20 protein-coding genes and 2 pseudogenes are annotated in these 22,799 nt (G+C 72.2%); 8 read left to right on the top strand and 14 right to left on the bottom strand.

What is annotated here, in order from left to right; genetic code table 11:
• Positions 1–209: 209 nt before the first annotated feature.
• From J2S66_RS37040 to J2S66_RS37020, 5 genes are all read right to left on the bottom strand, one after another.
• A complete protein-coding gene (locus tag J2S66_RS37040) occupies positions 210–1,364 on the bottom strand; it encodes a sensor histidine kinase (protein ID WP_374726230.1) in 1,155 nt (384 codons plus the stop codon).
• The gene (locus J2S66_RS37035) at positions 1,361–2,047 is read right to left on the bottom strand and encodes a response regulator transcription factor (RefSeq protein WP_310314563.1); all 687 of its coding nucleotides are present in this window, start codon (positions 2,045–2,047) and stop codon (positions 1,361–1,363) included. Before J2S66_RS37035 ends, J2S66_RS37040 begins: the two co-directional genes overlap by 4 nt.
• Before the next feature lie 853 nt (positions 2,048–2,900).
• Positions 2,901–4,799 (bottom strand): 1-deoxy-D-xylulose-5-phosphate synthase, encoded by a 1,899-nt coding sequence (gene dxs, locus J2S66_RS37030; protein WP_310314560.1) that lies wholly within the window; start codon positions 4,797–4,799, stop codon positions 2,901–2,903.
• A 73-nt stretch (positions 4,800–4,872) separates the two neighbouring features.
• Positions 4,873–6,102 carry a class I SAM-dependent RNA methyltransferase gene (locus J2S66_RS37025; RefSeq protein WP_310314557.1) on the bottom strand — a complete coding sequence of 410 codons (1,230 nt, stop codon included), beginning with the start codon at positions 6,100–6,102 and terminating at the stop codon, positions 4,873–4,875.
• Positions 6,099–8,126, bottom strand: coding sequence for an APC family permease (locus J2S66_RS37020; RefSeq protein ID WP_310314554.1), 2,028 nt, complete (start codon positions 8,124–8,126; stop codon positions 6,099–6,101). The genes J2S66_RS37025 and J2S66_RS37020 overlap by 4 nt, the downstream gene beginning before the upstream one ends.
• Between J2S66_RS37020 and J2S66_RS37015 the strand changes: the two genes are divergently transcribed.
• Both J2S66_RS37015 and J2S66_RS37010 read left to right on the top strand, forming a co-directional pair.
• Positions 8,035–8,871, top strand: coding sequence for a potassium channel family protein (locus J2S66_RS37015; protein WP_374726179.1), 837 nt, complete (start codon positions 8,035–8,037; stop codon positions 8,869–8,871). The two genes, J2S66_RS37020 and J2S66_RS37015, sit on opposite strands and share 92 nt — an antisense overlap.
• On the top strand, positions 8,872–9,528 hold the full coding sequence (locus J2S66_RS37010; RefSeq protein WP_310314550.1) for a potassium channel family protein: 657 nt from the start codon (positions 8,872–8,874) through the stop codon (positions 9,526–9,528). It abuts the gene before it with no gap.
• Positions 9,529–9,939: 411 nt separating this feature from the next.
• Here the strand turns inward: J2S66_RS37010 and J2S66_RS37005 are convergent.
• Positions 9,940–10,614, bottom strand: a pseudogene (locus J2S66_RS37005) (DUF3159 domain-containing protein); the annotation flags it as partial.
• Complete coding sequence (locus J2S66_RS37000) at positions 10,611–10,988, bottom strand: OB-fold nucleic acid binding domain-containing protein (protein WP_310314546.1); 378 nt, start codon at positions 10,986–10,988, stop codon at positions 10,611–10,613. The gene J2S66_RS37000 and the pseudogene J2S66_RS37005, both read right to left, overlap by 4 nt.
• Positions 10,989–11,094: 106 nt before the next feature.
• On the opposite strand from J2S66_RS37000, the gene J2S66_RS36995 reads away from it, so the two are divergent.
• Entirely contained in the window at positions 11,095–11,781 is a 687-nt protein-coding gene (locus J2S66_RS36995; RefSeq protein ID WP_310314544.1) for an alpha/beta fold hydrolase, read from the top strand.
• Positions 11,782–11,808: 27 nt separating this feature from the next.
• Here J2S66_RS36995 and J2S66_RS36990 read toward each other — a convergent pair whose 3' ends face one another.
• Positions 11,809–12,438 carry a DUF3710 domain-containing protein gene (locus J2S66_RS36990; RefSeq protein WP_310314541.1) on the bottom strand — a complete coding sequence of 210 codons (630 nt, stop codon included), beginning with the start codon at positions 12,436–12,438 and terminating at the stop codon, positions 11,809–11,811.
• A 5-nt stretch (positions 12,439–12,443) separates the two neighbouring features.
• On the bottom strand, positions 12,444–12,911 hold the full coding sequence (gene dut / locus J2S66_RS36985; protein ID WP_306746841.1) for a dUTP diphosphatase: 468 nt from the start codon (positions 12,909–12,911) through the stop codon (positions 12,444–12,446).
• 24 nt (positions 12,912–12,935) lie between these two features.
• Between dut and J2S66_RS36980 the strand changes: the two genes are divergently transcribed.
• Positions 12,936–13,400 carry a DUF3093 domain-containing protein gene (locus J2S66_RS36980; RefSeq protein WP_310314537.1) on the top strand — a complete coding sequence of 155 codons (465 nt, stop codon included), beginning with the start codon at positions 12,936–12,938 and terminating at the stop codon, positions 13,398–13,400.
• Between the two features lie 177 nt (positions 13,401–13,577).
• Here J2S66_RS36980 and J2S66_RS36975 read toward each other — a convergent pair whose 3' ends face one another.
• Entirely contained in the window at positions 13,578–13,877 is a 300-nt protein-coding gene (locus J2S66_RS36975) for a DUF4193 domain-containing protein (RefSeq protein ID WP_053717171.1), read from the bottom strand.
• A 433-nt stretch (positions 13,878–14,310) separates the two neighbouring features.
• On the opposite strand from J2S66_RS36975, the gene cei reads away from it, so the two are divergent.
• The gene (cei, locus tag J2S66_RS36970; protein ID WP_310314520.1) at positions 14,311–15,027 is read left to right on the top strand and encodes an envelope integrity protein Cei; all 717 of its coding nucleotides are present in this window, start codon (positions 14,311–14,313) and stop codon (positions 15,025–15,027) included.
• Between the two features lie 333 nt (positions 15,028–15,360).
• On the opposite strand, the gene J2S66_RS36965 is transcribed toward cei, so the two are convergent.
• Positions 15,361–16,161: an inositol monophosphatase family protein gene (locus J2S66_RS36965; RefSeq protein WP_310314517.1), complete on the bottom strand. Its 801-nt coding sequence runs from the start codon at positions 16,159–16,161 to the stop codon at positions 15,361–15,363.
• 96 nt (positions 16,162–16,257) lie between these two features.
• On the opposite strand from J2S66_RS36965, the gene ppgK reads away from it, so the two are divergent.
• The 3 genes and pseudogenes from ppgK to J2S66_RS37265 all read left to right on the top strand — a co-directional run bounded on the left by ppgK (position 16,258) and on the right by J2S66_RS37265 (position 19,175).
• Entirely contained in the window at positions 16,258–17,019 is a 762-nt protein-coding gene (gene ppgK / locus J2S66_RS36960) for a polyphosphate--glucose phosphotransferase (protein ID WP_310314514.1), read from the top strand.
• Positions 17,020–17,215: 196 nt separating this feature from the next.
• Positions 17,216–18,520 carry an RNA polymerase sigma factor gene (locus J2S66_RS36955; RefSeq protein WP_310314510.1) on the top strand — a complete coding sequence of 435 codons (1,305 nt, stop codon included), beginning with the start codon at positions 17,216–17,218 and terminating at the stop codon, positions 18,518–18,520.
• A gap of 476 nt (positions 18,521–18,996) precedes the next feature.
• Positions 18,997–19,175 (top strand): annotated as a pseudogene (locus J2S66_RS37265) (DUF7455 domain-containing protein).
• 126 nt (positions 19,176–19,301) lie between these two features.
• Here the strand turns inward: J2S66_RS37265 and J2S66_RS36950 are convergent.
• The 3 genes from J2S66_RS36950 to J2S66_RS36940 are packed head-to-tail and all read right to left on the bottom strand — an operon-like array spanning position 19,302 to position 22,720.
• Positions 19,302–20,474, bottom strand: coding sequence for an ROK family transcriptional regulator (locus tag J2S66_RS36950; RefSeq protein WP_306746847.1), 1,173 nt, complete (start codon positions 20,472–20,474; stop codon positions 19,302–19,304).
• Position 20,475: 1 nt separating this feature from the next.
• Positions 20,476–21,903: a sugar ABC transporter permease gene (locus J2S66_RS36945; RefSeq protein ID WP_310314507.1), complete on the bottom strand. Its 1,428-nt coding sequence runs from the start codon at positions 21,901–21,903 to the stop codon at positions 20,476–20,478.
• 43 nt (positions 21,904–21,946) lie between these two features.
• Positions 21,947–22,720 carry an ATP-binding cassette domain-containing protein gene (locus J2S66_RS36940; protein ID WP_306746849.1) on the bottom strand — a complete coding sequence of 258 codons (774 nt, stop codon included), beginning with the start codon at positions 22,718–22,720 and terminating at the stop codon, positions 21,947–21,949.
• Positions 22,721–22,799 lie beyond the last annotated feature (79 nt).

Raw genomic sequence — 22,799 nt, 5'->3', positions numbered from 1 at the left:
ACACCGTCACTCGGTACCGTTTCCGGTCACTTCGTTCTGGGGCTTGTGTCCGGCGCTCCGTTCCGGTCTGTCCCGGCCCGTTCCGCGCTGGCAGAGAGAAAGTTACACCCCGGCCAACGAGGAGACAAATCGGGGGTCCGGAGCACTGTCTTCGCAGGTAGTACCACCTGCGGGCGGCCTCAAACCCGATCACGTGTGACCGGGGCCACTCAAACTAGTTTTCCGTGCGGCGTGGAAGGCAGCTGGACGACCACCGACAGTCCTCCTCCGGGCACGGCCGAGGCGTGCACGACCCCCTCGTGAGCTGCGACGGCGGCGCGCACGATGGACAGCCCCAACCCGGTGCCGGTGCGCGCGGTGCGGTCTGTGCCGCCCCGGCGGAACGGCTCGAACAGCTCCTCCACCCGGTCCGGGGCGATGGGCTGGCCCGAGGACGACACGCGCAGCAGGGTCCGGTCGGGCCCGCCTTCGGTGCGCACCTCGATCCACCCGCCGGGCACGTTGTGGCGGACGGCGTTCTCCAGGAGGTTCCCGGCGATCCGCTCCAGCAGCGCCGGGTCGCCGACGGCCGGCGCGGGGGCGGACAGGAAGGAAGCGCGCACCTGCCGCTCCTCCGCTTCGGCCCGCACCGCCCTCCACGCGGATTCGACGACGGCGTTCAGGTCGACGGGTTCGCGCACCGCGAGCCCGAGGCCGTCGGTGCGGGCGAGCAGCAGCAGCGCGCTGACCAACTGCTCGGCCCGTTCGGTGGCGGCGCGCACGACTCCCGCCATGCGGCGCAGCTCGTCGACGTCGGCGTCCGGGTCGGTGAGCGTCACGTCCAGCTCGGTGCGGATCACGGACAGGGGGGTGCGCAGTTCGTGGGAGGCGTTGGCGACGAACCGGCGCTGCGACTCGAACGCGGCCTGGAGGCGGTCGAGCATCTCGTCGAACGTGTCGGCCAGTTCGGCGACCTCGTCACGCGGCCCGGTGAGCCGCAGCCTCTCCCCCAGGGACTCGGCCGAGAGCCGCCGGGCGGCGTCGGTGACGTCGTGCACCGGTTGCAGGACGCGGCCGGTGATCGTCCAGGCGAGCAGCGCCGCGGCGGCGACGACGCAGAGGAACGCGACGGACCCGGACCGCAGGACGTCGTCGCGGGCCTGCTGGCCGAGGACGTCCATGAGCACGCCGGCGTCGATCTCGCGGCCGTCGACGAAGACGGTGCTGCCCTCGGCGAAGCGCGGCGAGGAGGCGATGACGCGGCCGACGAGCAGCCAGCCGAGCAGCAGGAGGAGGCCGCTGACGAACGCGACCAGGCCGGTCGCGAGCAGCGTGATCCGCGTCCGCAGTCCTGGTCCGCGCCTGCGGGCCAGTTCGGAGTTCAGCGTGGGCCTTCCTCGGGGGCGCCCGCCGTGGGCACGCGGTACCCGGAGCCGACCACGGTGTCGATGATGCCGGGTTCGCCGAGCTTCTTGCGCAGCGTCATGACGGTGACCCGGACGGTGGTGGTGAACGGGTCGGCGTTCTCGTCCCACACGCGTTCGAGCAGTTCCTCGCTGGAGACGACGGAGCCCTTGGCCGCGAGCAGCACCTCCAGGACGCCGAACTCCTTGCGGGTCAGCTCGACGGGCTGGCCGGCGCGGCGCACGGTGCGGCGGGCGGGGTCGAGTTCGACGTCCTGCGCGGTGAGCAGCGGCGGCGTGGCGGGGGTGGCGCGGCGGGCCAGGGCGCGGACGCGGGCGACGAGCTCGGGGAACGCGAAGGGCTTGGCGAGGTAGTCGTCCGCGCCGAGGGAGAGACCGGCGACGCGGTCGTCCAGGCCGGCGCTGGCGGTGAGCATCATGACCCTGGTCAGGGCGCCGGAGCTGAGGATCTCCTTGCACAGGTCGTCGCCGGACATGCCGGGCAGGTCGCGGTCGAGCACGACGACGTCGTACCGGGTGATGGTCGATTTCTCGTGGCCCGTCTCGCCGTCGTAGGCGACGTCGACCGCCATGCCCTCGCGACGCAGGCCGCGGGCGATCGCGTCGGCCAGCGGCACCTCGTCCTCGACAACCAGGATTCGCACCCCTCAACGGTGCCACAACTGCCTGAGAGGCTGCTTAGCGCGCGGCCGGCGCGCACGTCCGCGGGTGCCCCCGGGCCGGGCCCTCGCGGACGGCCGGCCACGGGGTCGACGATTCGTGGGAGTGCGGGACCGGGTTGTGGGCGGTCGGTTGCGATCCGGCGCTCGGGAATTCGTTCGCGGGTTCCGGCGCGATTCTCCGCGAGCGGAATTCGCGATTGCCCCGCCGACCCGGACGAGAAACGCGCCCACGAGTGGCGCGCACCGGCGGTGGAGGGCACGCGGGGCGCTGCGGGGTGGCGGGGCCGGCATCCCGGGGCGTGCGGCGGCCTGGTGGACGGCGTTCAGCGCGTGCCACCGGCGCTCCCGGCGGGCGACCGGGCCACCGCACGCCCGCACGTACGCCGTGGTCACGGCCAGGCTGGGCGGCTTGCTGCCCGCGGCGCGCCGCACAGGGCGGTGGGCGGCCCGCCGCGTCGCGCAGGCGCCTGAGGTCGGCGGCGGACTCCGGCACTTCGTCTTCGACCGGGCCGAGCGGGCGTTGTTCCGGGGCGTATCCCCTCCCCTTGGCGTCCGGTGTTCAGGCGTTGTCGTTCCTTTGCCACGGGATTCCGGCGAACAACTCCATCGGGGTGCACAGGACGATGACGTGTTGTCCACGGAAGGGGATCGACGGGAGGAAGACCGTGCATGCGGGAGGGGGCGCGGTGCGGCTTCCGCAACACCGGTCCGGAGGGGTGGAGCGACCGCGTGCGGTCGTACCGCGACCTCGATCCACGCGACAGGGGGGTGCGGGTGTGCTGACGCCCCGCCCGGCGCCGCCGCGAAGGCGGCGCCGGGCGGGGCGGCACCGGAACTACTTCTCGGCGGTCGCGCTCATCTCGACGGGTTCGGTCGCGACGACCCACTCGGTGATGCGGCGGGCGACGTCCTGCGCGGTGAGGCCGAGGTCCGCCAGCACCTCGCCGCGCTCGCCGTGCTCCTGGAACTCCTGCGGGATGCCCAGGTCGCGCAGCGGCACCTCCACGCCGGCGTCGCGCAGCGCGGCGGCCAGCGCCCAGCCGAAGCCGCCGTGCCTGCCGCCGTCCTCGACGGTCACCACGAGGCGGTGCCGCGTGGCCAGGTCGACCAGGTCGGCCGGCACCGGGAACACCCAGCGCGGGTCGACGACGGTGACGCCGATGCCCTGGTCGGCGAGCCGCTGGGCGGCTGCCAGGCCGAGTTCGCCGAACGCGCCGACGGTGACCAGCAGGACGTCGGACCCGGAGCGGTGCAGCACGTCGACCGCGCCGACGCGCTCCAGCGCGGGCAGGTCGGGGCCGACCGACGCCTTCGGGTAGCGCACGACGGACGGGGCGTCGGCGATCCGCACGGCCTCGCGCAGCTCCTCGCGCAGCGACGCGGCGTCGCGGGGCGCGGCGACGTGGATGCCGGGGACGAGGCCGCAGATCGACAGGTCCCACATGCCGTGGTGGGAGGCGCCGTCCGGGCCGGTGACGCCCGCGCGGTCGAGCACGACGGTGACGCCCTGCTTGTGCATGGCGACGTCCATCAGCAGCTGGTCGAACGCCCGGTTGAGGAACGTCGCGTAGATCGCGACGACCGGGTGCAGGCCGCCCATGGCGAGGCCGGCGGCGGAGGTCATGGCGTGCTGCTCGGCGATGCCGACGTCGAAGCACCGGTCCGGGTACAGGCCCGCGAACTTGTCGAGGCCCGTCGGGCCGCGCATGGCGGCGGTGATGGCGACCAGGTCGGGCCGCTCCCCGCCGAGGGCGGCCAGCTCGTCGGCGAACACGTGGGTCCACGTGCGCTTGGACGGGCCGACGTTCTCGCCGGTGATGGGGTCGATGACGCCGGTGGCGTGCATCTGGTCGGCCTCGTGGTTCTCGGCGGGCGCGAAGCCGTTGCCCTTGCGGGTGACGGTGTGCACGATGACCGGTCCGCCGAAGGACTTGGCGCGGCGCAGCGCGGACTCCAGCACGGCGTGGTCGTGCCCGTCGACGGGGCCGATGTACTTGAGGCCGAGGTCCTCGAACATGGCCTGCGGGCTGATCGCGTCCTTGATGCCGCGCTTGGCGGCGTGCAGGGCGGCGTAGAGGGCCTGCCCGAAGATGGGGGCGGACTGGATGGCGGTCTTGCCGCGTTCCAGGGCGCGCTCGTAGCCGGGCTGGAGGCGCAGCGACGACAGGTGGTCGGCCAGGCCGCCGATGGTGGGCGAGTAGGAGCGGCCGTTGTCGTTGACGACGATCACCACGGGCCGGTCGGCGCCGGCGGCGATGTTGTTCAGCGCCTCCCAGCACATGCCGCCGGTCAGCGCGCCGTCGCCGACGACCGCGACGACGTGCCGCCGCTGGTTGGTGAGCTGGTACGCCTTGGCGAGGCCGTCGGCGTAGGACAGGGCGGTCGAGGCGTGGCTGTTCTCCTCGACGTCGTGCTCGCTCTCCGCGCGCGACGGGTAGCCGGACAGGCCGCCCTTCTGGCGCAGGGTGTCGAACCCGTCCGCGCGGCCGGTGAGGATCTTGTGCACGTAGCTCTGGTGCCCGGTGTCGAACACGACCGAGTCGTGCGGCGAGTCGAAGACCCGGTGCACGGCCATGGTCAGCTCGACGACCCCCAGGTTGGGCCCGAGGTGCCCGCCGGTCCGGGAGACCTTCTCGACCAGGAAACCCCGGATCTCCTCGGCGAGCCGCACCAGCTCGTCGTGCTCCAAGCGCTTCAGGTCCGCCGGTCCGTGCACGGATTCCAGCAGCGTCACTCGTGCCACCTCGCCCTAGTGGTTCGACCCTTTTCGTCCGGGTCAGTCTACGGACCACTGGCTGAGACGCCTGTCAGCGAGCGGGCCGCAGCAGGGCGACGCATTCCACGTGGTGCGTCATCGGAAACGCGTCGAACGCCCTGAGCTGGGCCAACTCGTAGCCGTGCTGGGCGAAGGCGGCGATGTCGCGGGCCAGGGCGGCCGGGTCGCACGCGACGTACACCACACGGGCGGGCCAGCTGCGGGCGATGGCGGTGACGACGACCTTGCCCGCGCCCTTGCGGGGCGGGTCGAGGACGACGACGTCCGGGGGCCGGTCGGTGAAGTCGGGCGATTCCAGGACGGCTTCGGTGCGGCCCGCGTACCAGCTGACCTGGGGCTTGTCGGACAGGTTGAGCCTGCCGTCCTCGACCGCGCGGACGGAGGACTCCACGACGCGCACCGAGCCGGTCTCGCCGACCTGCTCGGCGAGGACGGCGGCGAACAGGCCGACGCCGCCGTAGAGGTCCCAGGCGCTCTCGCCGGGCTGGCAGTCCGCCCAGTCGCGCACGACCTGCGCGAACGTGTCGGCGGCGGCCGGGTGGACCTGCCAGAAGCCGTCGGCGCGCAGGTTCCAGGCGCGTCCCGCGGCGAGTTCGGTGGCGGTGCCGCTGCCCTCGCGGAGCCGGGACGGGCCGGGCACGGGGCGGCCGCGGCGCACGACCGGCGGGCCGATCTCGGTCAGGTGCACCTGACCGCCCGCGTCGCGGGTGACGACCAGTTCCGACTTGGGCGGCCACGTGCGGTCGACGACGCCGTCGAGCGCTCCCGGGGCGGCGATGACGCACCGGTCGACGGGCACGACGTCGTGGCTGCGGTGGGCGCGGAACCCGGCGCGGCCGCCGGGGCCCACGGCCATCCGCATCCGGGTGCGCCAGTCCTCGGGCCCGCCGGGCAGGTCCTCGACGATGACCTCCCAGTCGAGCCGGGCCAGTCGGCGCAGCTGCTCGCTGACCACGGCGGCCTTCAGCTCGCGCTGGTACTGCCACGACGCGTGCTGCCAGTCGCACCCGCCGCACAGGCCGGGGCCGGCGAAGGGGCACGGCGCCTCGACGCGGTCGGGCGAGGGCTCCAGCACCTCCACGGCGTCGCCGCGGCAGAACGAGCCGCCGGTGTCCTCGGTGATCCGCACGACCACCCGTTCGCCGGGCAGGGCGTGCCGGACGAACACGACGCGGCCCTCGTGCCGGGCGACGCAGTGGCCGCCGTGGGCCACCGCTCCGACCTCGACCTCGATGAGCCGCTGCTTCCAGGTCGCCGTCACTTGCCCTTACGCTCCTCTTGGCCGCGCTCGTCCGAGCCGCGCTTGTCCAGGCCGCGCCGGATGGCTCCGGGCGCGACCACGTCGTCCTTGTCGGTCACCTTCGAGGATGAGGCCAACTGCCACGGCACGCTCGTCACCATCACCCCCGGCTGGAACAACAGCCTGCTCTTGAGCCGCAGGGCGCTCTGGTTGTGCAGGAACTGCTCCCACCAGTGGCCGACCACGTACTCGGGGATGAACACGGTGACCACGTCGCGCGGGTTCGTGGTGCGCACGCGCCGCACGTAGTCGAGGACGGGTTTGGTGATCTCCCGGTAGGGCGATTCGATCACCTTCAGCGGCACCTTGAAGTTCTCCTTCTCCCACTCCCGCACGAGGCGGCGGGTGTCCGTGTCGTCCACGTTCACCGTCACGGCCTCGAGGATGTCCGGCCGGGTCGCCTTGGCGTACGCCAGGGCCCGCAGGGTGGGCATGTGCAGCTTGGAGACCAGCACCATGGCGTGGTTGCGGGCGGGCAGCAGCTTCTGCCGCTCCTGCTGGCGCAGCTCCAGGGCTACCCGGTCGTAGTGCCGCCGGATCGCGGTCATCAGGGCGTAGATGGCGCCCATGGCGGCGATGGCGATCCACGCGCCCTTGGTGAACTTCGTGATGAGCACGACGACCAGGACGGAGGCGGTCATCGCCAGGCCGAAGGTGTTGATCAGCTGGGAGCGGCGCATGCGCCGGCGCGCGTCGGCGTCGGTCTCGGAGGCGAGCAGCCGGTTCCAGTGCCGGATCATGCCCGCCTGGCTGAGCGTGAACGACACGAACACGCCCACGATGTAGAGCTGGATGAGCTTGGTGACCTCGGCGTCGAACGCGATGACCAGGATGACCGCCGCGCCGGCGAGGAAGACGATGCCGTTGCTGAACGCGAGCCGGTCGCCGCGGGTGTGCAGCTGGCGGGGCAGGTAGCGGTCCTGGGCGAGGATCGAGCCGAGGACGGGGAAGCCGTTGAACGCGGTGTTCGCGGCGAGCACGAGGATCAGGGCGGTGACGGTGGTGATGAAGTAGAACCCGACCGGGAAGCCGTCGAACACGGCGCCCGCGATCTGGGCCACCATGGTCTTCTGCTCGTAGCCCTCGGGGGCGTTGACCAGCTGGTGCGCCGGGTCCTCGGCCATCTTCACGCCGGTGAGCTGGGCCAGCACGATCAGGCCCATCAGCATCACGACCGCGATGAGTCCCATCATCAGCAGGGTGGTGGCCGCGTTGCGTGACTTGGGCTTGCGGAACGCGGGCACGCCGTTGCTGATGGCCTCGACGCCGGTCAGGGCGGCGCAGCCGGAGGAGAACGCCCGGAGCACGAGGAACATGAACGCGAGGCCGACGAAGTGGTCGTCCTCGGCGCGGACCTCCAGGCCGGCGCTCTCGGCGCGCATCTCGTCGCCGAGGACCAGGCCGCGGAACACGCCGTAGCCGATCATGAAGACGATGCCGGCCATGAACGCGTAGGTCGGGATGGCGAAGGTGCTGCCCGACTCGCGGATGCCGCGCAGGTTGACCGCGGTGAGCAGGACGATCGCGACGACCGCGAACTCGACCTTGTGGGTGGCGACGAACGGGATGGCCGAACCGATGTTCGCGGCGGCCGAGGAGATCGACACCGCGACCGTGAGGATGTAGTCGACCAGGAGGGCGCTGGCCACGGTCAGGCCCGCCCTGCGGCCCAGGTTGACCGTGGCGACCTCGTAGTCGCCACCGCCCGAGGGGTAGGCGTGCACGTTCTGCCGGTAGCTCGCGACGACGGTGAGCATCACCACGACGACGACCACACCGACCCACGGCGCCAGGGCGTAGGCCGACAGGCCCGCCACGGACAGCACCAGGAAGATCTCTTCGGGCGCGTACGCGACACTGGACATCGCGTCCGAGGCGAAGACCGGCAGGGCGATGCGCTTGGGCAGCAGGGTGTGGGCGAGCCGATCGCTGCGGAACGGCCGGCCGACCACGAGGCGCTTGGCCGCGGTTGCGAGCTTGGACACGGATCGAGAGCGTAAGGGGTCAGGTCCCCTGGTCGGAGTAATCGTGGGTAGGTTCTCCGTAAGCGTCGTTCGGGAGGCATTCGTGCACGTGGTCATCATGGGGTGCGGCCGGGTGGGTTCATCCCTGGCCAAGGCCCTGGAGCGCCTGGACCACCAGGTCGCGGTGATCGACAAGGACGCCCAGTCCTTCCGCAGGCTCGGGTCCGACTTCCACGGTCAGCAGGTCGTCGGCAACGGCTTCGACCAGCGCGTCCTCATCGAGGCGGGCATCGAGCGGGCGGGTGCGTTCGCGGCGGTGTCCAGCGGCGACAACTCGAACATCATCTCGGCGCGGGTGGCGCGCGAGACGTTCGGCGTGGAGGCGGTGGTCGCCCGCATCTACGACGAGAAGCGGGCCGCCGTGTACGAGCGGCTGGGCATCCCGACCGTGGCGACCGTGCCGTGGTCGACCGACCGGTTCCTGCGGATGCTGCTGCCCGAGGGCAGCGCGACCGCGTGGCGCGACCCGTCCGGTTCCGTGGCGGTGCTGCCGCTGGAGCTGCACGAGGACTGGGTGGGCCGCTCCGTGCGCGACCTCCAGGAGGCCACCGGCTGCCGGGTCGCGTTCATCATGCGGTTCGGGACGGGCGTGCTGCCCGACGCGAAGACCGTGCTCCAAGCCGACGATCAGGTGTACGTGGCCGCCCTGTCGGGCACCGTGACCGATGTGGCCGCCGCGGCGGCTCACGCACCCGAGGAGAGCTGAGTGCGCATCGCTATCGCTGGGGCGGGTGCGGTGGGCCGGTCCATCGCGGCCGAGCTGGTGGCCGACGGGCACCAGGTCATGCTGATCGAGCGCGACCGCACCCACTTCGAGCCGCACACCGTGGAGCAGGCGGAGTGGGTGCAGGCGGACGCGTGCGAGCTGTCCTCGCTGGAGGACGCGGGCATGCAGCTGTGCGACGTGGTGATCGCCGCCACCGGTGACGACAAGGTCAACCTCGTGGTGTCGCTGCTGGCCAAGACCGAGTTCGCGGTGCGGCGCGTCGTGGCCCGGGTGAACGACCCGGCCAACGAGTGGCTGTTCACCGAGTCGTGGGGCGTGGACGTGGCCGTGTCGACGCCGCGCATCCTGTCCGCGCTGGTCGAGGAGGCCGTGACGGTCGGCGACGTGGTGCGGCTGATGACGCTGCGCCAGGGGCAGGCGAACCTGGTGGAGATCACCCTGCCCGGGGACACGCCACTGGCGGGTTCGCCGGTGAGCTCCCTGGCCCTGCCGCGCGATGCCGCCCTGGTCACGATCCTGCGCGGCGGGAGGGTGATCGTGCCGACACCGGACGACACCCTGGAGGGCGGCGACGAGCTGCTGTTCGTGGCGGCGGCGGACGTGGAGCGCGAGATCCGGTCGTCGTTGGGCTACTGACCCCTGGCCGGGCGGGTTCCTGCCGGGACGCGCGGCGGGGGCCACCGGTGCGGCTGGAGCCACCGGCGCGGCTGGCCCGAGTCACGGTGACAGGTTGTCCACAGGGCCGGTCCGACGACGCCGTCGTTGCCGGTGCCGGCTGGAAAGATGAAAGCAGGGGTCCCCTGGCGGGGACCCCTGCGAAGCGTTCCGGGGCGTTGCGCTCCGGGGCGTTCGGCCCGGCTACCGCTCGTCGGCCCGTGCGGGCTGGGGGCGCTGCTCGCCGGTCGGGCGCCGCTCGGCGGGGGCGTCGAGCAGCTGGTCGTAGATGTTCGGCTCGGCCCGGTCCCCGGCGTCCGCGTCACCTGCGGCCTGGTGACCGGCGACCTGGTTGCCCGTCACCTGGTTGCCGGTGACCTGGCTGCCGGCGGCTTGGGCGCGCAGGCGCTCCTCCGCCTCCCGGTTCTCCTCCTCCTCCTCGGCGGCCAGAGCCGCCTTGAGGCGCTTGTCCGAGCGGCGCACCGCCCAGACGGTCGCGAACAGGGCCACGGCCATCAGCGGGTAGCCCATGGCCAGCCTCGCGGCGGCCAGCCAGCCGACCGACGCCTCGTCGTACAGCCACCGCTGCACCACGAACCGGGAGCAGAACACCAGGGCCCACACGAGCGTGGCGATGTCGTAGTCGCGCACGCTGGCCTTGTCCTGGCGCCACGCGGTGCCCTGGCCGTTGAGGAACGACCACACCACGCCCGCGAGCGGCCAGCGGACCAGGATCGACAGGATGAACGCGCCGCCGTAGACGAGGCTCTGCCAGATGCCGAACAGGAAGAAGCCCTTGGCGTCGCCCGTGCGGTAGGCGATGAACGCGGCGATGCCGACACCGAAGACCGCCGACACGGCCGGCTGCACGGAGCCCTTGCGCAGGGCGAGCGCGATGCCGATCAGCACGGCCGCGCCCAGCGCGGACCAGATCGCCGGCATGAGCCCGGCGAGGGCGTTGACCAGCACGAACACGACCACGGGCAAGGAGGACAGGGCGAGGCCGGTGACGCCGCCCATCTGCTCCAGCATCGTGGGCTGCTTCTCGGTCTCGTTCGCTCGTGTCATGAAGCGTTCTGCAACTCGTAGTAGGGGTTGTAGAGCACCTTGCGTCCGTCCCGGACCGCGATGCGGCCCCTGGCCTTGATGGTGCGGCCCGGCTCGATGCCGGCGATGCGGCGACGGCCCAACCACACGAGGGTCACGCCCTCGGTGCCGTCGTACAGCTCGGCCTCCAGCGTGGCGGCGGCGTCGCGGGGGCACAACTCGACGCTGCGCAGCCGCCCGAGCACCGTCACCTCTTGACCCGACTCGCAGTCGCACGCCCGGACGGCTCCGACGGCCTCGACTTTCCGCGACAGGTCGTCGGCGTCCAACTCGCTGACGTCGGTGGTCAGCCGACGCACGAGGCGGCGCCAGTAGCCGCCCCCAGTACCAGTCATCCCCGACTCCTGGGAGTGCGTGGGGCCTCGACTCCGAAGCCCGTCCGACAGCCAGCGTAACCGGGTACACCCGACCGGGTATCCGGCTGGGGGAGGATCTGACGCCATGGGTTCGTCACGCGCCGTTCTCCTGCCCGGCACCGCCTCCGACGAGGTGTTCGTCGCCTCGGTGTTCGCCCGCCCCCTGGCCGAGGCCGGGTACTCGCTGGTCGCGCCCCCGTCGAGGGGCGTCGCGGAGCACGTGGACGCGCTCGACGCGGCGTGGGCGGGTAGGCCGTTGGTGGTCGGCGGGGTGTCGCTGGGCGCGCACGTGGCGGCGTCGTGGGCGGTGCGGCACCCGGAGCGGTGCGCGGGGGTGCTGGTGGCGCTGCCCGCGTGGAACGGCCCGGCCGGGGACGCGCCGGCGGCGCTCGCGGCGGCGGCGAGCGCGGCCGCGGTGGAGGCGGTGGGCGTGGACGGGGCGCTGACCGGTGTGGACGGGTGGTTGGGCGACGAGTTGCGGCGGGCGTGGCCGCGGTACGGGCGGCGGCTCGCGGACGTGCTGCGGGAGGCGGCGGGGTCGGTCGCGCCGACGGTGGCCGAGCTGGGGCGGTTGGGCGTGCCGGTGGGGGTGGCCGCGTGCACCGACGACCCGGTTCACCCGATCGGGACCGCCCGGACGTGGGTGGACGCGCTGCCGCGCGGCGTCCTGCGCACGACGACGTTGGCCGAGTTGGGCGCGGACCGCGAGGTGCTGGGCCGCGCCGCGCTCGACGCGCTCCGCGAGGCCGGCGCCAGGCCCACCGGGCCCTGACCTGCCTCGCGGGGCGTGGCGGCCTCGTCAGCCGGGCTGCTGCTGTTGCTGGATGTGGCGGGCGATGGCCTCGGGCAGTTCGATGGGCAGCGGCGTGCGCACCGGCATCGGCTGCGGCCCCCGCACCACGACGGTGTCGCGGACCAGTTCGTAGAGGGCTTCGGCAGCCCGCACGGCCTGCTCCTCGGTCGGCGCGGCGGCGATGCCCCGCAGCATCCAGCGCGGCCCGTCCACACCCACGACGCGCAGGTGCACCTCGTTGTTGCGGGCGGCGATCTCCTCGCCCCACTCGCCGTTCTCGCGCAGGATGCGGAAGCCGTCGGACTTGAACTGGGCGATCATCTCGCCGCTGACCTCCGGCCACAGCCGATCGGTCTTCGGCGCGGCGAACGCGCTGACGGTGAGCTGGCCGACGGTGGTCAGCAGGTGCACGGCCCGCACCTGGCCCGCCGGGTCCATCTCCACCTGGAGCTGGGCGCCCTCGGGCACCGGCAGCCGGATCGAGCCGAGGTCGAGGCGGTTGAGCCCGTCGTTGGGGGCCTGCGGCTCGTCGAACGGGCCGTCGCCACCCTCCTCCAGGCCGTCGAACTCGGCCTCGGTGTGCGCCGTCCCCCGGTTCGCGGAGTGCCTACCGCGCTTGCGGCGCCGTCCGAACATCGCCTTCACCCCTCCGTCCGGGCGAGCACGTCGTGCCCGCCTGTAGAGCCGTAGCCGCCCGCACCGCGCTCGGACCCGGGCAGCTCGTCGACCTCGCGGAACACGGCGTGCTCCACCTTCTGCACCACCAGCTGGGCGATCCGGTCACCGCGCGCGAGCCTCACCGGCTCCCGCAGGTCGTGGTTGACCAGGCACACCTTGATCTCCCCCCGGTAGCCCGCATCGATCGTGCCCGGTGTGTTGACCACGCTCAGGCCGACCCTGGCCGCGAGGCCGCTGCGCGGGTGCACGAACCCCGCGTAGCCCTCGGGCAGCGCGATCGCCACGCCCGTGCCGACCACCGCGCGCTCCCCCGGTTCGATCACCACGTCGGTGGTCGTCACCAGGTCCGCGCCGGCATCACCCGGTCGGGCGTAGGCCGGCGGGGGCACGGCAGGATCGAGCCGGGACAGCAGGACCTCGACGCTGGGCACGGCGCGCGAGACTACCCTGGTGGCGTGAGCGAGAGTGCTGTGACCGCCCCGACCGCGTTCCGCGAGCGGTTGTTCGTGCCCTGGTGGGGTTGGCCGCTGCCGCTGGGCGCGGCCGTGCTGCTGGCCGCCGAGATCCACATGGGCTTCCCCGGTGTGCGGTCGTGGCTGCCGTACGCGCTCCTCGTGCCGCTGGCGGTGCTGCTGCTGGTCCGGATGGGGTCGACGAAGGTCGAGGTGTCCGGCGGCGAGCTGCGCGTCGGCGAGGCGCACGTGCCGGTCGAGCTGCTGGGCGAGGTCGAGGTGTTCGACTCGAAGTCCAAGCGCAAGGCGATGGGCCCCAACCTCGACCCGATGGCGTACGTCGTGCACCGCGGGTGGGTCGGTCCGGTGGTGAAGGTGGAGCTGCGCGACCCGCAGGACCCGACGCCGTACTGGCTGTTCAGCGCGCGGTCGGCGGAGCGGTTGGCGGCGGTGCTGCGCGAGCGGTGAGGACGTCCCGGGACGTCCTGCCGGTGGGCCGCTCCCGGCCCCAACAGCGACTGGGCGCCACCCCGGCGGAGGGGTGAGCGCCCAGAACTGTTCGTCGGGCACCTGTGGGTCGGGTGGTTCGTCAGGTGCCTGTGGGTCCGGTGGTCGTGCCCCGGCCGGCGCGGCCGGTGCGGCTGCTCAGGCGCAGTCGCGGCAGATGTACTGGCCGTTCACCTCTTCGGCCAGCCTGCTGCGGTGGTGCACCAGGAAGCACTTCGAGCACGTGAACTCGTCCGCCTGCTTGGGCAGGACCTTGAACGTGAGCTCCTCGCCGGACAGGTCGGCACCCGGCAGCTCGAAGTTCTCGGCGGTCGCGTCCTCGTCGATGTCGACGACCCCGGACTGCGTTTCGTTGCGCCGCGCCTTCAGCTCCTCGAGTGAGTCCTCAGCGAGTTCGTCCGCCTCGCTGCGACGCGGCGCGTCGTAGTCGGTCGCCATCTTCTTTCACACCCCTGCGGTCAACGGAGACTGTTCGTGTTCGCTGGTTAACGCACCAGCGCCCCTTTTTGTGCCCCCATCGCCAGTGACGGAGGTCTCGCTCGCGCTGCCGGGCGCCAACCCCCTGCAAGTCGACGCTTCCCGGTGTCCGGCGGTGCGCGGAGCGCCGAGAGGGTAGCTCATGGATCAGGGAGCCGTGCAGCGGGTTCCCCCTAATTGAGCAGACGGGTGACACGACCTTCACACGCTGGCCCGATAGGCTCTGGGCGGGCGTTGCCCACCCGTCGAGCCCGGCTCGGGACACCCTTCCGGGGCGTTGACCGTCCGCGACCGGGTGATAACGGCCCGCGACAACCCCGCCCGGAACGCGGGAGCGCGGGGCGCGGCATAGCCTGACCACCATCAACACTGCGCCAGGGGGAGGTCGGCGGACGTGGGACCCGGTACGGGAGGAAGCGGGTCGTCGCGGTACCGGAAGAGGCGGCCATGGCCGGCGCTCATCCTTTTCACGGTGCTCGCCGTGACGGCGGTCGTCGTCTGGAACCGCGTGCTGGCCGACGCGGGTGACGTCGACGCGGCCATCCAGTGCAACCCCCCGGGCACCGCGCCGTCGAGCGTCGCGGCGGACCCGGGTGCGGCGCCCGTCGCGCCGACCGCCCTGGGCACCGTGCTGGGCCACGACGCCCTGGACCGCACGGACCCGGTGCCGGTCGCCGAGGTGCGGTTCCGCGTGTTCAACGCGAGCACGCAGCGCAACCAGGCGCGGTTCGTGGCGACGATGCTGACCGAACTGGGCATGCAGCAGGCGGCGGAGCCGGGCAACGATCCGGTGTACCCGGCGCAGGACATGACGTGCCGCGGTCAGATCCGGTTCGGTGCTCCGGGCGCGGGGGCGGCGCGGACGCTGAGCCTGATCGAGCCGTGCCTGGAGCTGGTGCGCGACGAGCGCCAGGACGCGACGGTCGATGTGGCGGTCGGGAAGAAGTTCAGCGAGGTGAAGCCGAACAGCGACGCCCGCAAGGTCCTCGACCAGCTGGCCGAGTGGGCCGAGCAGCAGCCCCGGCAGCAGGGCGGCCAGGCCGCCCAGGACTCGCCCGCGCCGACGCTGAACGCCGACCACCTCCGGGGCGCGCGCGACGTGCACTGCTGACGTCCACCGCGGGCGTGCACCAGTGGAGCGCGCAGCCGCCCTTGAGTACGAGTTGTCCACAGCCCGGCCGCCGACGCGGCCGGGCTGTGGCGTTTTCCGGTTGACTGGACATCAGGGGACCCCCTGGCCGGGGACGCTTGCGCGAGCACGCCGGGCGGCCCGCCAGGGGTGGACGCGACGGCCCGCCGGGCCGCGGGGTGAGGCGGGTCGCGGGGTGAGGCCACAGGCGGGTGTGCGGCGGTGGTACGGGGTTCGGCGGTGGTACGGGGTTCGGCGGTAGGCCGGGCGCGACGGCCGGCGGGTCGCCAGCAGGTGGGCGCGACACGGGCCGGATCAGACCTTGGCGAAGCCGGCGTCCACGAGAGCCGCGTACAGCGCGTCGGCGATCCCCGGCGCGGCCGCGAACGTGGCGTCCTCCCCCAGCTCCGGCGCCTCGCCCGGCACCTTCACGACCGCCCCCGCCTCACGGGCCAGCAGCGCCCCCGCCGCCCAGTCCCACCGGCCCAGCGCGTGCTCCGCGTAGGCGTCCAACCGCCCGGCGGCCACGGCGCACAGGTCCAGCGACGCGGCGCCCGCCCGACGGATGTCGCGGACCTTCGTGGCCAGCTTCGCCCACGTCTCGGCCTGCCGCTGCCGCCGGTCCGCCCGGTAGGCGAAGCCGTAACCCAGGAGGGAGACGTCCAACCGGGTGACGTCGTTGACCTGGAGCTTCCGGCCGTCGAGCCAGGCCCCGCCGCCCCGCGCGGCGGTCCAGGTGCGGCCGGTCACGGGTTCGTGCACCGCCCCCGCGATCGACTCGCCGTCCACCTGGGCGGCGATCGAGACGGCGTAGTGGGGGATGCCGTACAGGTAGTTGACCGTGCCGTCGATGGGGTCCACGACCCACGTCAGGCCCTCGACGGCGGCCTGACCGCCTTCTTCCTCGCCGATCACCGGCTCACCGGGGCGCAGGGACGCGAGCCGTTCGCGCACGAGCCGCTCGGCGGCGCGGTCGGCGGCCGTCACCACGTCGGTGATGGTGGACTTGGTGTCGACGTCGGCGACGGCGGTCTCGCGCGTCGTCAGGGCGAGCGAGCCCGCCTCACGTGCCACGAGCACGGCGACGTCGACCAGCGAGCGTGGATCGAAACGCAACTGTTCCTCCTGCGTCACTCTCACGGGACTATCGGAGAGGTGCAGGCTAGTGTCTGCGGCCACGGTTACTGAATCGAGTAGGAAGGGACCACGGGGATGGGCATGACCCGCGGGTTCGGCGTGGACATCGGCGGTTCCGGCATCAAGGGCGGGCTCGTGGACCTGGAGGCGGGTGCGCTGGACGGGGAACGCCTGCGCATCAACACGCCGCAGCCGTCGACGCCGGACGCGGTCGCCGACGTGGTCGCCGAGATCGTCGACAAGTTCGGCTGGGACGGGCCGGTGGGCGTCACCCTGCCCTGCGTGGTCAAGCACGGCGTCGCGCACAGCGCCGCGAACGTCGACAAGAAGTGGATCGGCACGGACGCGGCGCAGCTGTTCGCCGAGCGGCTCGGCCGCCCCAAGGAGCAGGTCGTCGTCATGAACGACGCCGACGCCGCGGGCATCGCGGAGATGCGCTTCGGTTCCGGCCGCGACCGGGACGGCCTGGTGGTCCTGCTGACCTTCGGCACCGGCATCGGCAGTGCCCTCTTCCTGGACGGCAAGCTCGTCCCGAACACCGAGTTCGGCCACCTGGAGGTCGACGGCCACGACGCGGAGAAGCGCGCGGCGGCGTCGGTCAAGGAGGACAAGGACCTGAGCTGGGCCGAGTGGGCGCCGCGCGTGTCGCGCTACATGAACGTCCTGGAGAACCTGATCTGGCCGGACCTGGTCATCGCGGGCGGCGGGGTCAGCAAGAAGGCGGAGAAGTGGCTGCCGCTGCTGGAGGTCCGCACCGAGGTGGTCGCCGCGGCGCTGAAGAACGACGCGGGCATCGTCGGGGCGGCCTTCGCCGCCGCGCACGGCCTGGTCCACTGATTTCGCGGCCCTTCTAGCTGCGAGAACGCGTGCCGGACCACTCCGGGGGACGCCGGGGCGCAACGGCACGCGATTCTCGTCGTTACAATGGAACGGTGCCCCGCTGACGAACGATCCGGCGGGGGTCCCCCGTACTCCGGCGACCGAGGTTCGCGCCCTTCGGTTTGCCTTGATCGACAGTCGCGAAAGGGCGTACGTGGCAGCCGCGAAGACGACCCAGGCAGCTAAGGCTGACGCCGAGGACACGCCCAAGGCCACCTCGGCGAGGAAGGCCCCGGCCAAGAAGCCGGTGGCGAAGACCGCCGCGGCGGCCAAGACGGCCACGCGGGTACCGCGCAAGACGGCCGCCAAGGCCGCCGCCCCGGGCAAGGTGAAGAAGGGGGCCGAGGGCGACGAGCCCGAGGACCTCGAAGGCGGTCCCGACGGCGAAGACCTGGTCGACGACGTCGAACTGATCGACGAGCCGGTCGAGGAGGAGCCCGCCGAGGAGGAGACCGCCAAGCCCGGCGAAGGCGACTTCGTCTGGGACGAGGAGGAGTCGGAAGCCCTGCGGCAGGCCCGCAAGGACGCCGAGCTCACCGCGTCGGCCGACTCGGTCCGCGCCTACCTGAAGCAGATCGGCAAGGTCGCCCTGCTCAACGCGGAGGAGGAGGTCGAGCTCGCCAAGCGCATCGAGGCCGGCCTCTACGCCGCTGAGCGGGTCCGCCGCGCCGAGGACGAGCAGGAGAAGCTGACCCCGCAGCTGCGCCGCGACCTGCGGTGGATCGTGCGGGACGGTGAGCGCGCCAAGAACCACCTGTTGGAGGCCAACCTCCGCCTGGTGGTGTCGCTGGCCAAGCGCTACACGGGTCGCGGCATGGCGTTCCTGGACCTGATCCAGGAGGGCAACCTCGGCCTGATCCGCGCGGTGGAGAAGTTCGACTACACCAAGGGCTACAAGTTCTCCACGTACGCCACCTGGTGGATCCGCCAGGCGATCACCCGCGCGATGGCCGACCAGGCCCGCACCATCCGCATCCCGGTGCACATGGTCGAGGTCATCAACAAGCTCGGTCGCATCCAGCGCGAGCTGCTCCAGGACCTGGGTCGCGAGCCCACGCCGGAGGAGCTGGCCAAGGAGATGGACATCACCCCGGAGAAGGTGCTGGAGATCCAGCAGTACGCCCGGGAGCCCATCTCGCTGGACCAGACCATCGGTGACGAGGGCGACAGCCAGCTCGGTGACTTCATCGAGGACTCCGAGGCCGTCGTGGCGGTGGACGCGGTGTCGTTCACGCTGCTCCAGGACCAGCTCCAGTCGGTCCTGGCGACGCTGTCCGAGCGCGAGGCGGGTGTCGTGCGGCTGCGGTTCGGCCTCACCGACGGCCAGCCGCGCACGCTGGACGAGATCGGTCAGGTCTACGGGGTGACGCGCGAGCGCATCCGGCAGATCGAGTCGAAGACGATGTCGAAGCTGCGCCACCCGTCGCGGTCGCAGGTCCTGCGGGACTACCTCGACTAGTCCGACCAGGTTCCACCGGTGGTGCCCCGGCCTGCTTTCCAGGTCGGGGCACCGTCGCGTTCGGACCCGGTTGCCGGGCGGTGAACCGGACGTGGAGCGTCCGGATCGTGGAACTCGGGGGCGTGTTCGCTCTGGGCTGACCAAAGTGTTACCGATCACAGCGACGGTCGGCGACCGCCCACCGTTCGGAGCAGTGGACGTGCGTCCAACGACGTATCCGCAGGTCATGAAACCGTTGCCGGCACAACGGAACGTGAGCGAAAACCGATCGAACCGGTGGTCCTGCCAGGTTCGAACTACCCGTGTGACGGGTAAATCGGGAGTGACGCGGGTCGCCACGGCCCAGGGAACACTGACTTACGCCCGTGCGTCTGCAAGAGTGGAAGCAGCGAACACGGCACATCAGCCAGATGCGAAGTGGTCGCAGCTAGGTGTGAGGGCACCGATCCCCGGTGCCGGGACGGAGGGAGATTTCCATGACTACCACGCTCACCCGCCCCGCTTTGACCGCTGCGACCGCTGCGACCGCTGCGGGGCTGCCGCCCAGGTTCGCGCCGTGCTCCCCTCCGGGGGCGAGCTGCTGTTCTGCGGGCACCACGCCCGCGAGCACAGCACGAAGCTGCGTGAGCTCGCTGCCGAGTTGCAGCAGGGCTGAACAGCACGGGCCCTGACGGGGTCCGTAGCACCCTGGCCGTCCGGGGCGGGGACCCACAGCGGGTCCCCGCCCCCCTGCACTTCCAGGGGTGTCCCGGGGGCTCCCCTGAAAGTGCAGGGGAGCCGCTCAGACCTCGCCCAGCACGGGTTCGAAGGCCAGTTCGGCGGCGCCGACGAGCTTGGCGTCGCGGCCGAGCGGCGAGGACACGATGCGGGTGCCGCCGACGGCGCGGGACACCAGGGACCGCTTCTGCACGGTGCGGCGCAGCTGGTCGACGAGCGACTCGGGCAGCGCGGTGAACAGGTCGCCCAGCACCACCAGTTCGGGGCCCAGCATGTTGACCACGGTCACCAGGCCCATGGCGAGCCACTCGGTGAACTCGCCCAGGCGGTGGGCGACGGTGTCCGGCGAGCCCGCGAGGGCCCGCAGCTCGGCCACCACGGCACCGCGCGGGGCGTTCTCGGGCAGGGCCAGCGCCCGGCACAGGGCGGGCTCCCCCACCTCGGTCTCCCAGCAGCCCTGGCAGCCGCAGTAGCAGCGCCTGCCGCCGGGGCGCACGACCATGTGGCCGAGTTCGCCGACGTAGCCGCCGGTGCCGCGCAGCGGTTGGCCGCTGGAGATGACGCCGCCGCCGATGCCGACGTCGGCGGAGATGTAGACCATGTCCGAGGAGCCGCGGGCGGCGCCGCGGACGTGCTCGGCGAGGGCGCCCAGCTCGGCGTCGTTGCCGACCTGCACGGGCACCTTGAGGACCGCGGAGAGGCGCTGCCCGAGCGCCACGTCGGTCCAGTGCAGGTTGGGCGCCTCGTGCACGAGGCCGTCGTGGCGGCGGACGACGCCGGGCACGGACACGCCGACGCCGACCGCCTGGAGGTCGAGCTCGTCGGCCAGCAGCTTCGCCGAGTCGGCGATGTGCGTGATGACCTCGCCGGGGTCCCGGGAGCGCTGGTGCAGGTTCCACGAGTCGCGGCCGAGGATGTCGCCGCCGAGCCCCACCATGGCCATCGCCACCTGCTCGACGCGGATGTCGATGGCCATCACGACGGCGGCCTGCGGCTGCGGCAGGACCAGCAGGGACGGGCGGCCCGCGCCGGAGCGCTGCGCGGGCACCCGCTCGGCGACTACGCCCGACTCGGCGAGGCCGTCCACCAGGGCCTTGATGGTGCTGCGGTTGAGCCCGAGCTCAGCCGCGAGCGACGCCCTGGTGGACGGTCCGTCCACGTGCAGCCGGCGCAGCAGCGCCGTGCGGTTGTGCCTGCGGACCTCGTCCGGTCGTGCTCCCGCGGTCGGTGTGCTCACGTCAGCGGGCGGCGGTGGCCGCCCGGCGACGGGACAGCGCGTCGACGCTCGCCGCGAGCAGCAGCACGAGACCCGTCACGATGAACACGACCGCGGCGGGCTGCCGCAGCAGGCCCATGCCGTTCTGGATGATCGCCAGCACCGCGCCACCGATGACGGCGTCGCGCAGCCGGCCCTTGCCGCCGAACAGGGAGGTGCCGCCGATGACGGCCGCGCCGACCGCCAGGAGCAGCGTGTTGCCGCCACCGGCGTTCGGGTCGACCGAGCCGACCTTGGAGGAGTAGACGATCGCGCCGATCGCGGCCAGGGAGGAGGCGATGACGAACACGCTCATCCGGATCTGGGCGACGTTGATGCCCGCGCGGCGGGCGGCTTCCTTGTTGCCGCCGACGGCGTAGACGTGGCGGCCGTAGCGGGTGCGCTCCAGCACGAAGGTGCCGATGACCAGCAGCAGCAGCACGATCGGCACCACGTACGGCACGCCGGCGATGACGACGCGGGGGCTGACGGACCGGTTGAGGGTGAGCGCGTAGGTGGCGGCCGCGGCCAGCACGACCACGATGCCGACCTTGACCAGGATCATCGGGGTGGGCTGGGCGACCAGGCCCCTGCGCAGCCTGCTGAAGTGGCGGCCGAGCACGACGGCGGCGTAGCCGCCCGCGGCGACGGCGAACAGGACCCACGAGCCCGCGGTGTCGAGGTTTCCGTTGGCGACGTTGAAGAGCACGTCGTTGCGCAGGCCGAGCGTGCCGCCCTCGCCGATGAACTGGAGGACCACGCCGCCCCAGGCCAGGAACAGCGCCAGGGTCACCACGAACGAGGGGATGCCGACCTTCGCGACGAGGAAGCCGGTGATGGAGCCGATGGCGGTGCCGACGCAGATGGCGAGCAGGATCTCGACCCACGGGTTGGCGGGGACCCCGACGAGCGCGATGACGAGCGCGATGGCGGCCAGCGCGGCGCCGGGCCAGATGCGCATGATCCCGGCCAGCACGACGGCCAGCGCGAGGAAGGCGCAGAACGCGTAGAAGACCGTGTCGCCCATGCCGCCGAGCAGGTTGCCGTTGTTGACCAGGTGCAGCGCCATGACGGAGGCGGTCACGCCGGAGGCGGTGCCCGCGGACAGGTCGATCTCGCCCAGGAGCAGCACGAAAACCAGGCCCATGGCGATGATGACGATGCTCGCGCCCTGGGCGAGGAGGTTCGCGATGTTGCCCAGGGTCAGGAAGGTGTCGGCCATGGAGCTGAAGGCGATCAGCAGGACGACCAGGCCCAGCAGCGCGGGCAGGGAGCCCAGCTCACCGCCCCTGACGCGGGCGAAGTAGTCGCGGACGGCCTCGCCGGTCGACTGGGAGGTGGTGTCGATGCCGAAGTCGGAGATCGCGCCCGGGGCGTCCTTGGGCGACGTCTCGCTCGTGGTGTTGGTCATGCTCGTTCCTCGTTCTGCGGCTGGTGAGCCTGGTGCGCCGGCATCAGATGGTGGCGGATTCGGGTCGGGCGATGCCCAGGTCCCCGGAGCGGCCGGCGGTGATCAGCTCGACCACCTGGCCGTGCGTGACGTCCTTGGTGTTGACCTCGGCGGCCATGCGGCCCAGGTAGAGGCAGGCGATGCGGTCGGCGACCTCGAAGACGTCGTTCATGTTGTGGCTGATCAGCACGACGCCGAGGCCCTGTTCGGCGAGGCGGCGCACCAGGTCGAGGACCTGGCGGGTCTGCGCGACGCCGAGGGCGGCGGTGGGCTCGTCGAGCAGCACGACCTTGCTGTTCCACAGCACGGCCTTGGCGATGGCGACGGTCTGCCGCTGACCGCCGGACAGCGACGACACCTGGGTGCGGACCGACTTGACGGTGCGCACGGACAGCGACGTCAGCGTCTTGCGGGCGGCCTGCTCCATGTCGGCCTCGTCGAGCATCCCCAGCTTGCCGCGCTCGCGGCCGAGGAACATGTTCTGGACGATGTCGAGGTTGTCGCACAGCGCGAGGTCCTGGTAGACGACCTCGATGCCCAGGTCCGCGGCCTCGCGCGGGCCGTGGATGGTGACCTCGCGGCCGTTGAACAGCACCTGGCCCGAGTCCATCGGGTGGATGCCCGCGATGCTCTTGACCAATGTCGACTTGCCGGCGCCGTTGTCGCCGACGAGCGCGGTGACCTGTCCCGGGTGCACGGCGAAGTCGATGTCGTGCAGGACGTGCACGGGTCCGAAGCTCTTGTTGACGCCGCGCAGCTCGAGGATCGGCTCGCTCACTGGTTTCCTCCGTTTGTGCCCACACGCGTGGGTGCGCCGGAACGGGGTGCGCTTGCGCTGGCACCCCGCCCCGGCGCGA

Source organism: Saccharothrix longispora, from assembly GCF_031455225.1.
GTDB classification, from domain to species: Bacteria; Actinomycetota; Actinomycetes; order Mycobacteriales; family Pseudonocardiaceae; genus Actinosynnema; species Actinosynnema longispora.
Note: the sequence above shows the minus strand (reverse complement) of the source record. Positions and strands in the feature narration are given on the sequence as shown.

Excerpts from the sequence above, each read along its gene's own strand:
- J2S66_RS36995 (WP_310314544.1), top strand. The coding sequence starts at position 11,095 with ATGGGTTCGTCACGCGCCGTTCTCCTGCCCGGCACCGCCTCCGACGAG.
- J2S66_RS36975 (WP_053717171.1), bottom strand. The coding sequence starts at position 13,877 with ATGGCGACCGACTACGACGCGCCGCGTCGCAGCGAGGCGGACGAACTC.
- J2S66_RS36945 (WP_310314507.1), bottom strand. The coding sequence starts at position 21,903 with ATGACCAACACCACGAGCGAGACGTCGCCCAAGGACGCCCCGGGCGCG.
- J2S66_RS36990 (WP_310314541.1), bottom strand. The coding sequence starts at position 12,438 with ATGTTCGGACGGCGCCGCAAGCGCGGTAGGCACTCCGCGAACCGGGGG.
- ppgK (WP_310314514.1), top strand. The coding sequence starts at position 16,258 with ATGGGCATGACCCGCGGGTTCGGCGTGGACATCGGCGGTTCCGGCATC.
- J2S66_RS37000 (WP_310314546.1), bottom strand. The coding sequence starts at position 10,988 with ATGACTGGTACTGGGGGCGGCTACTGGCGCCGCCTCGTGCGTCGGCTG.
- J2S66_RS37015 (WP_374726179.1), top strand. The coding sequence starts at position 8,035 with ATGCGCTTGGGCAGCAGGGTGTGGGCGAGCCGATCGCTGCGGAACGGC.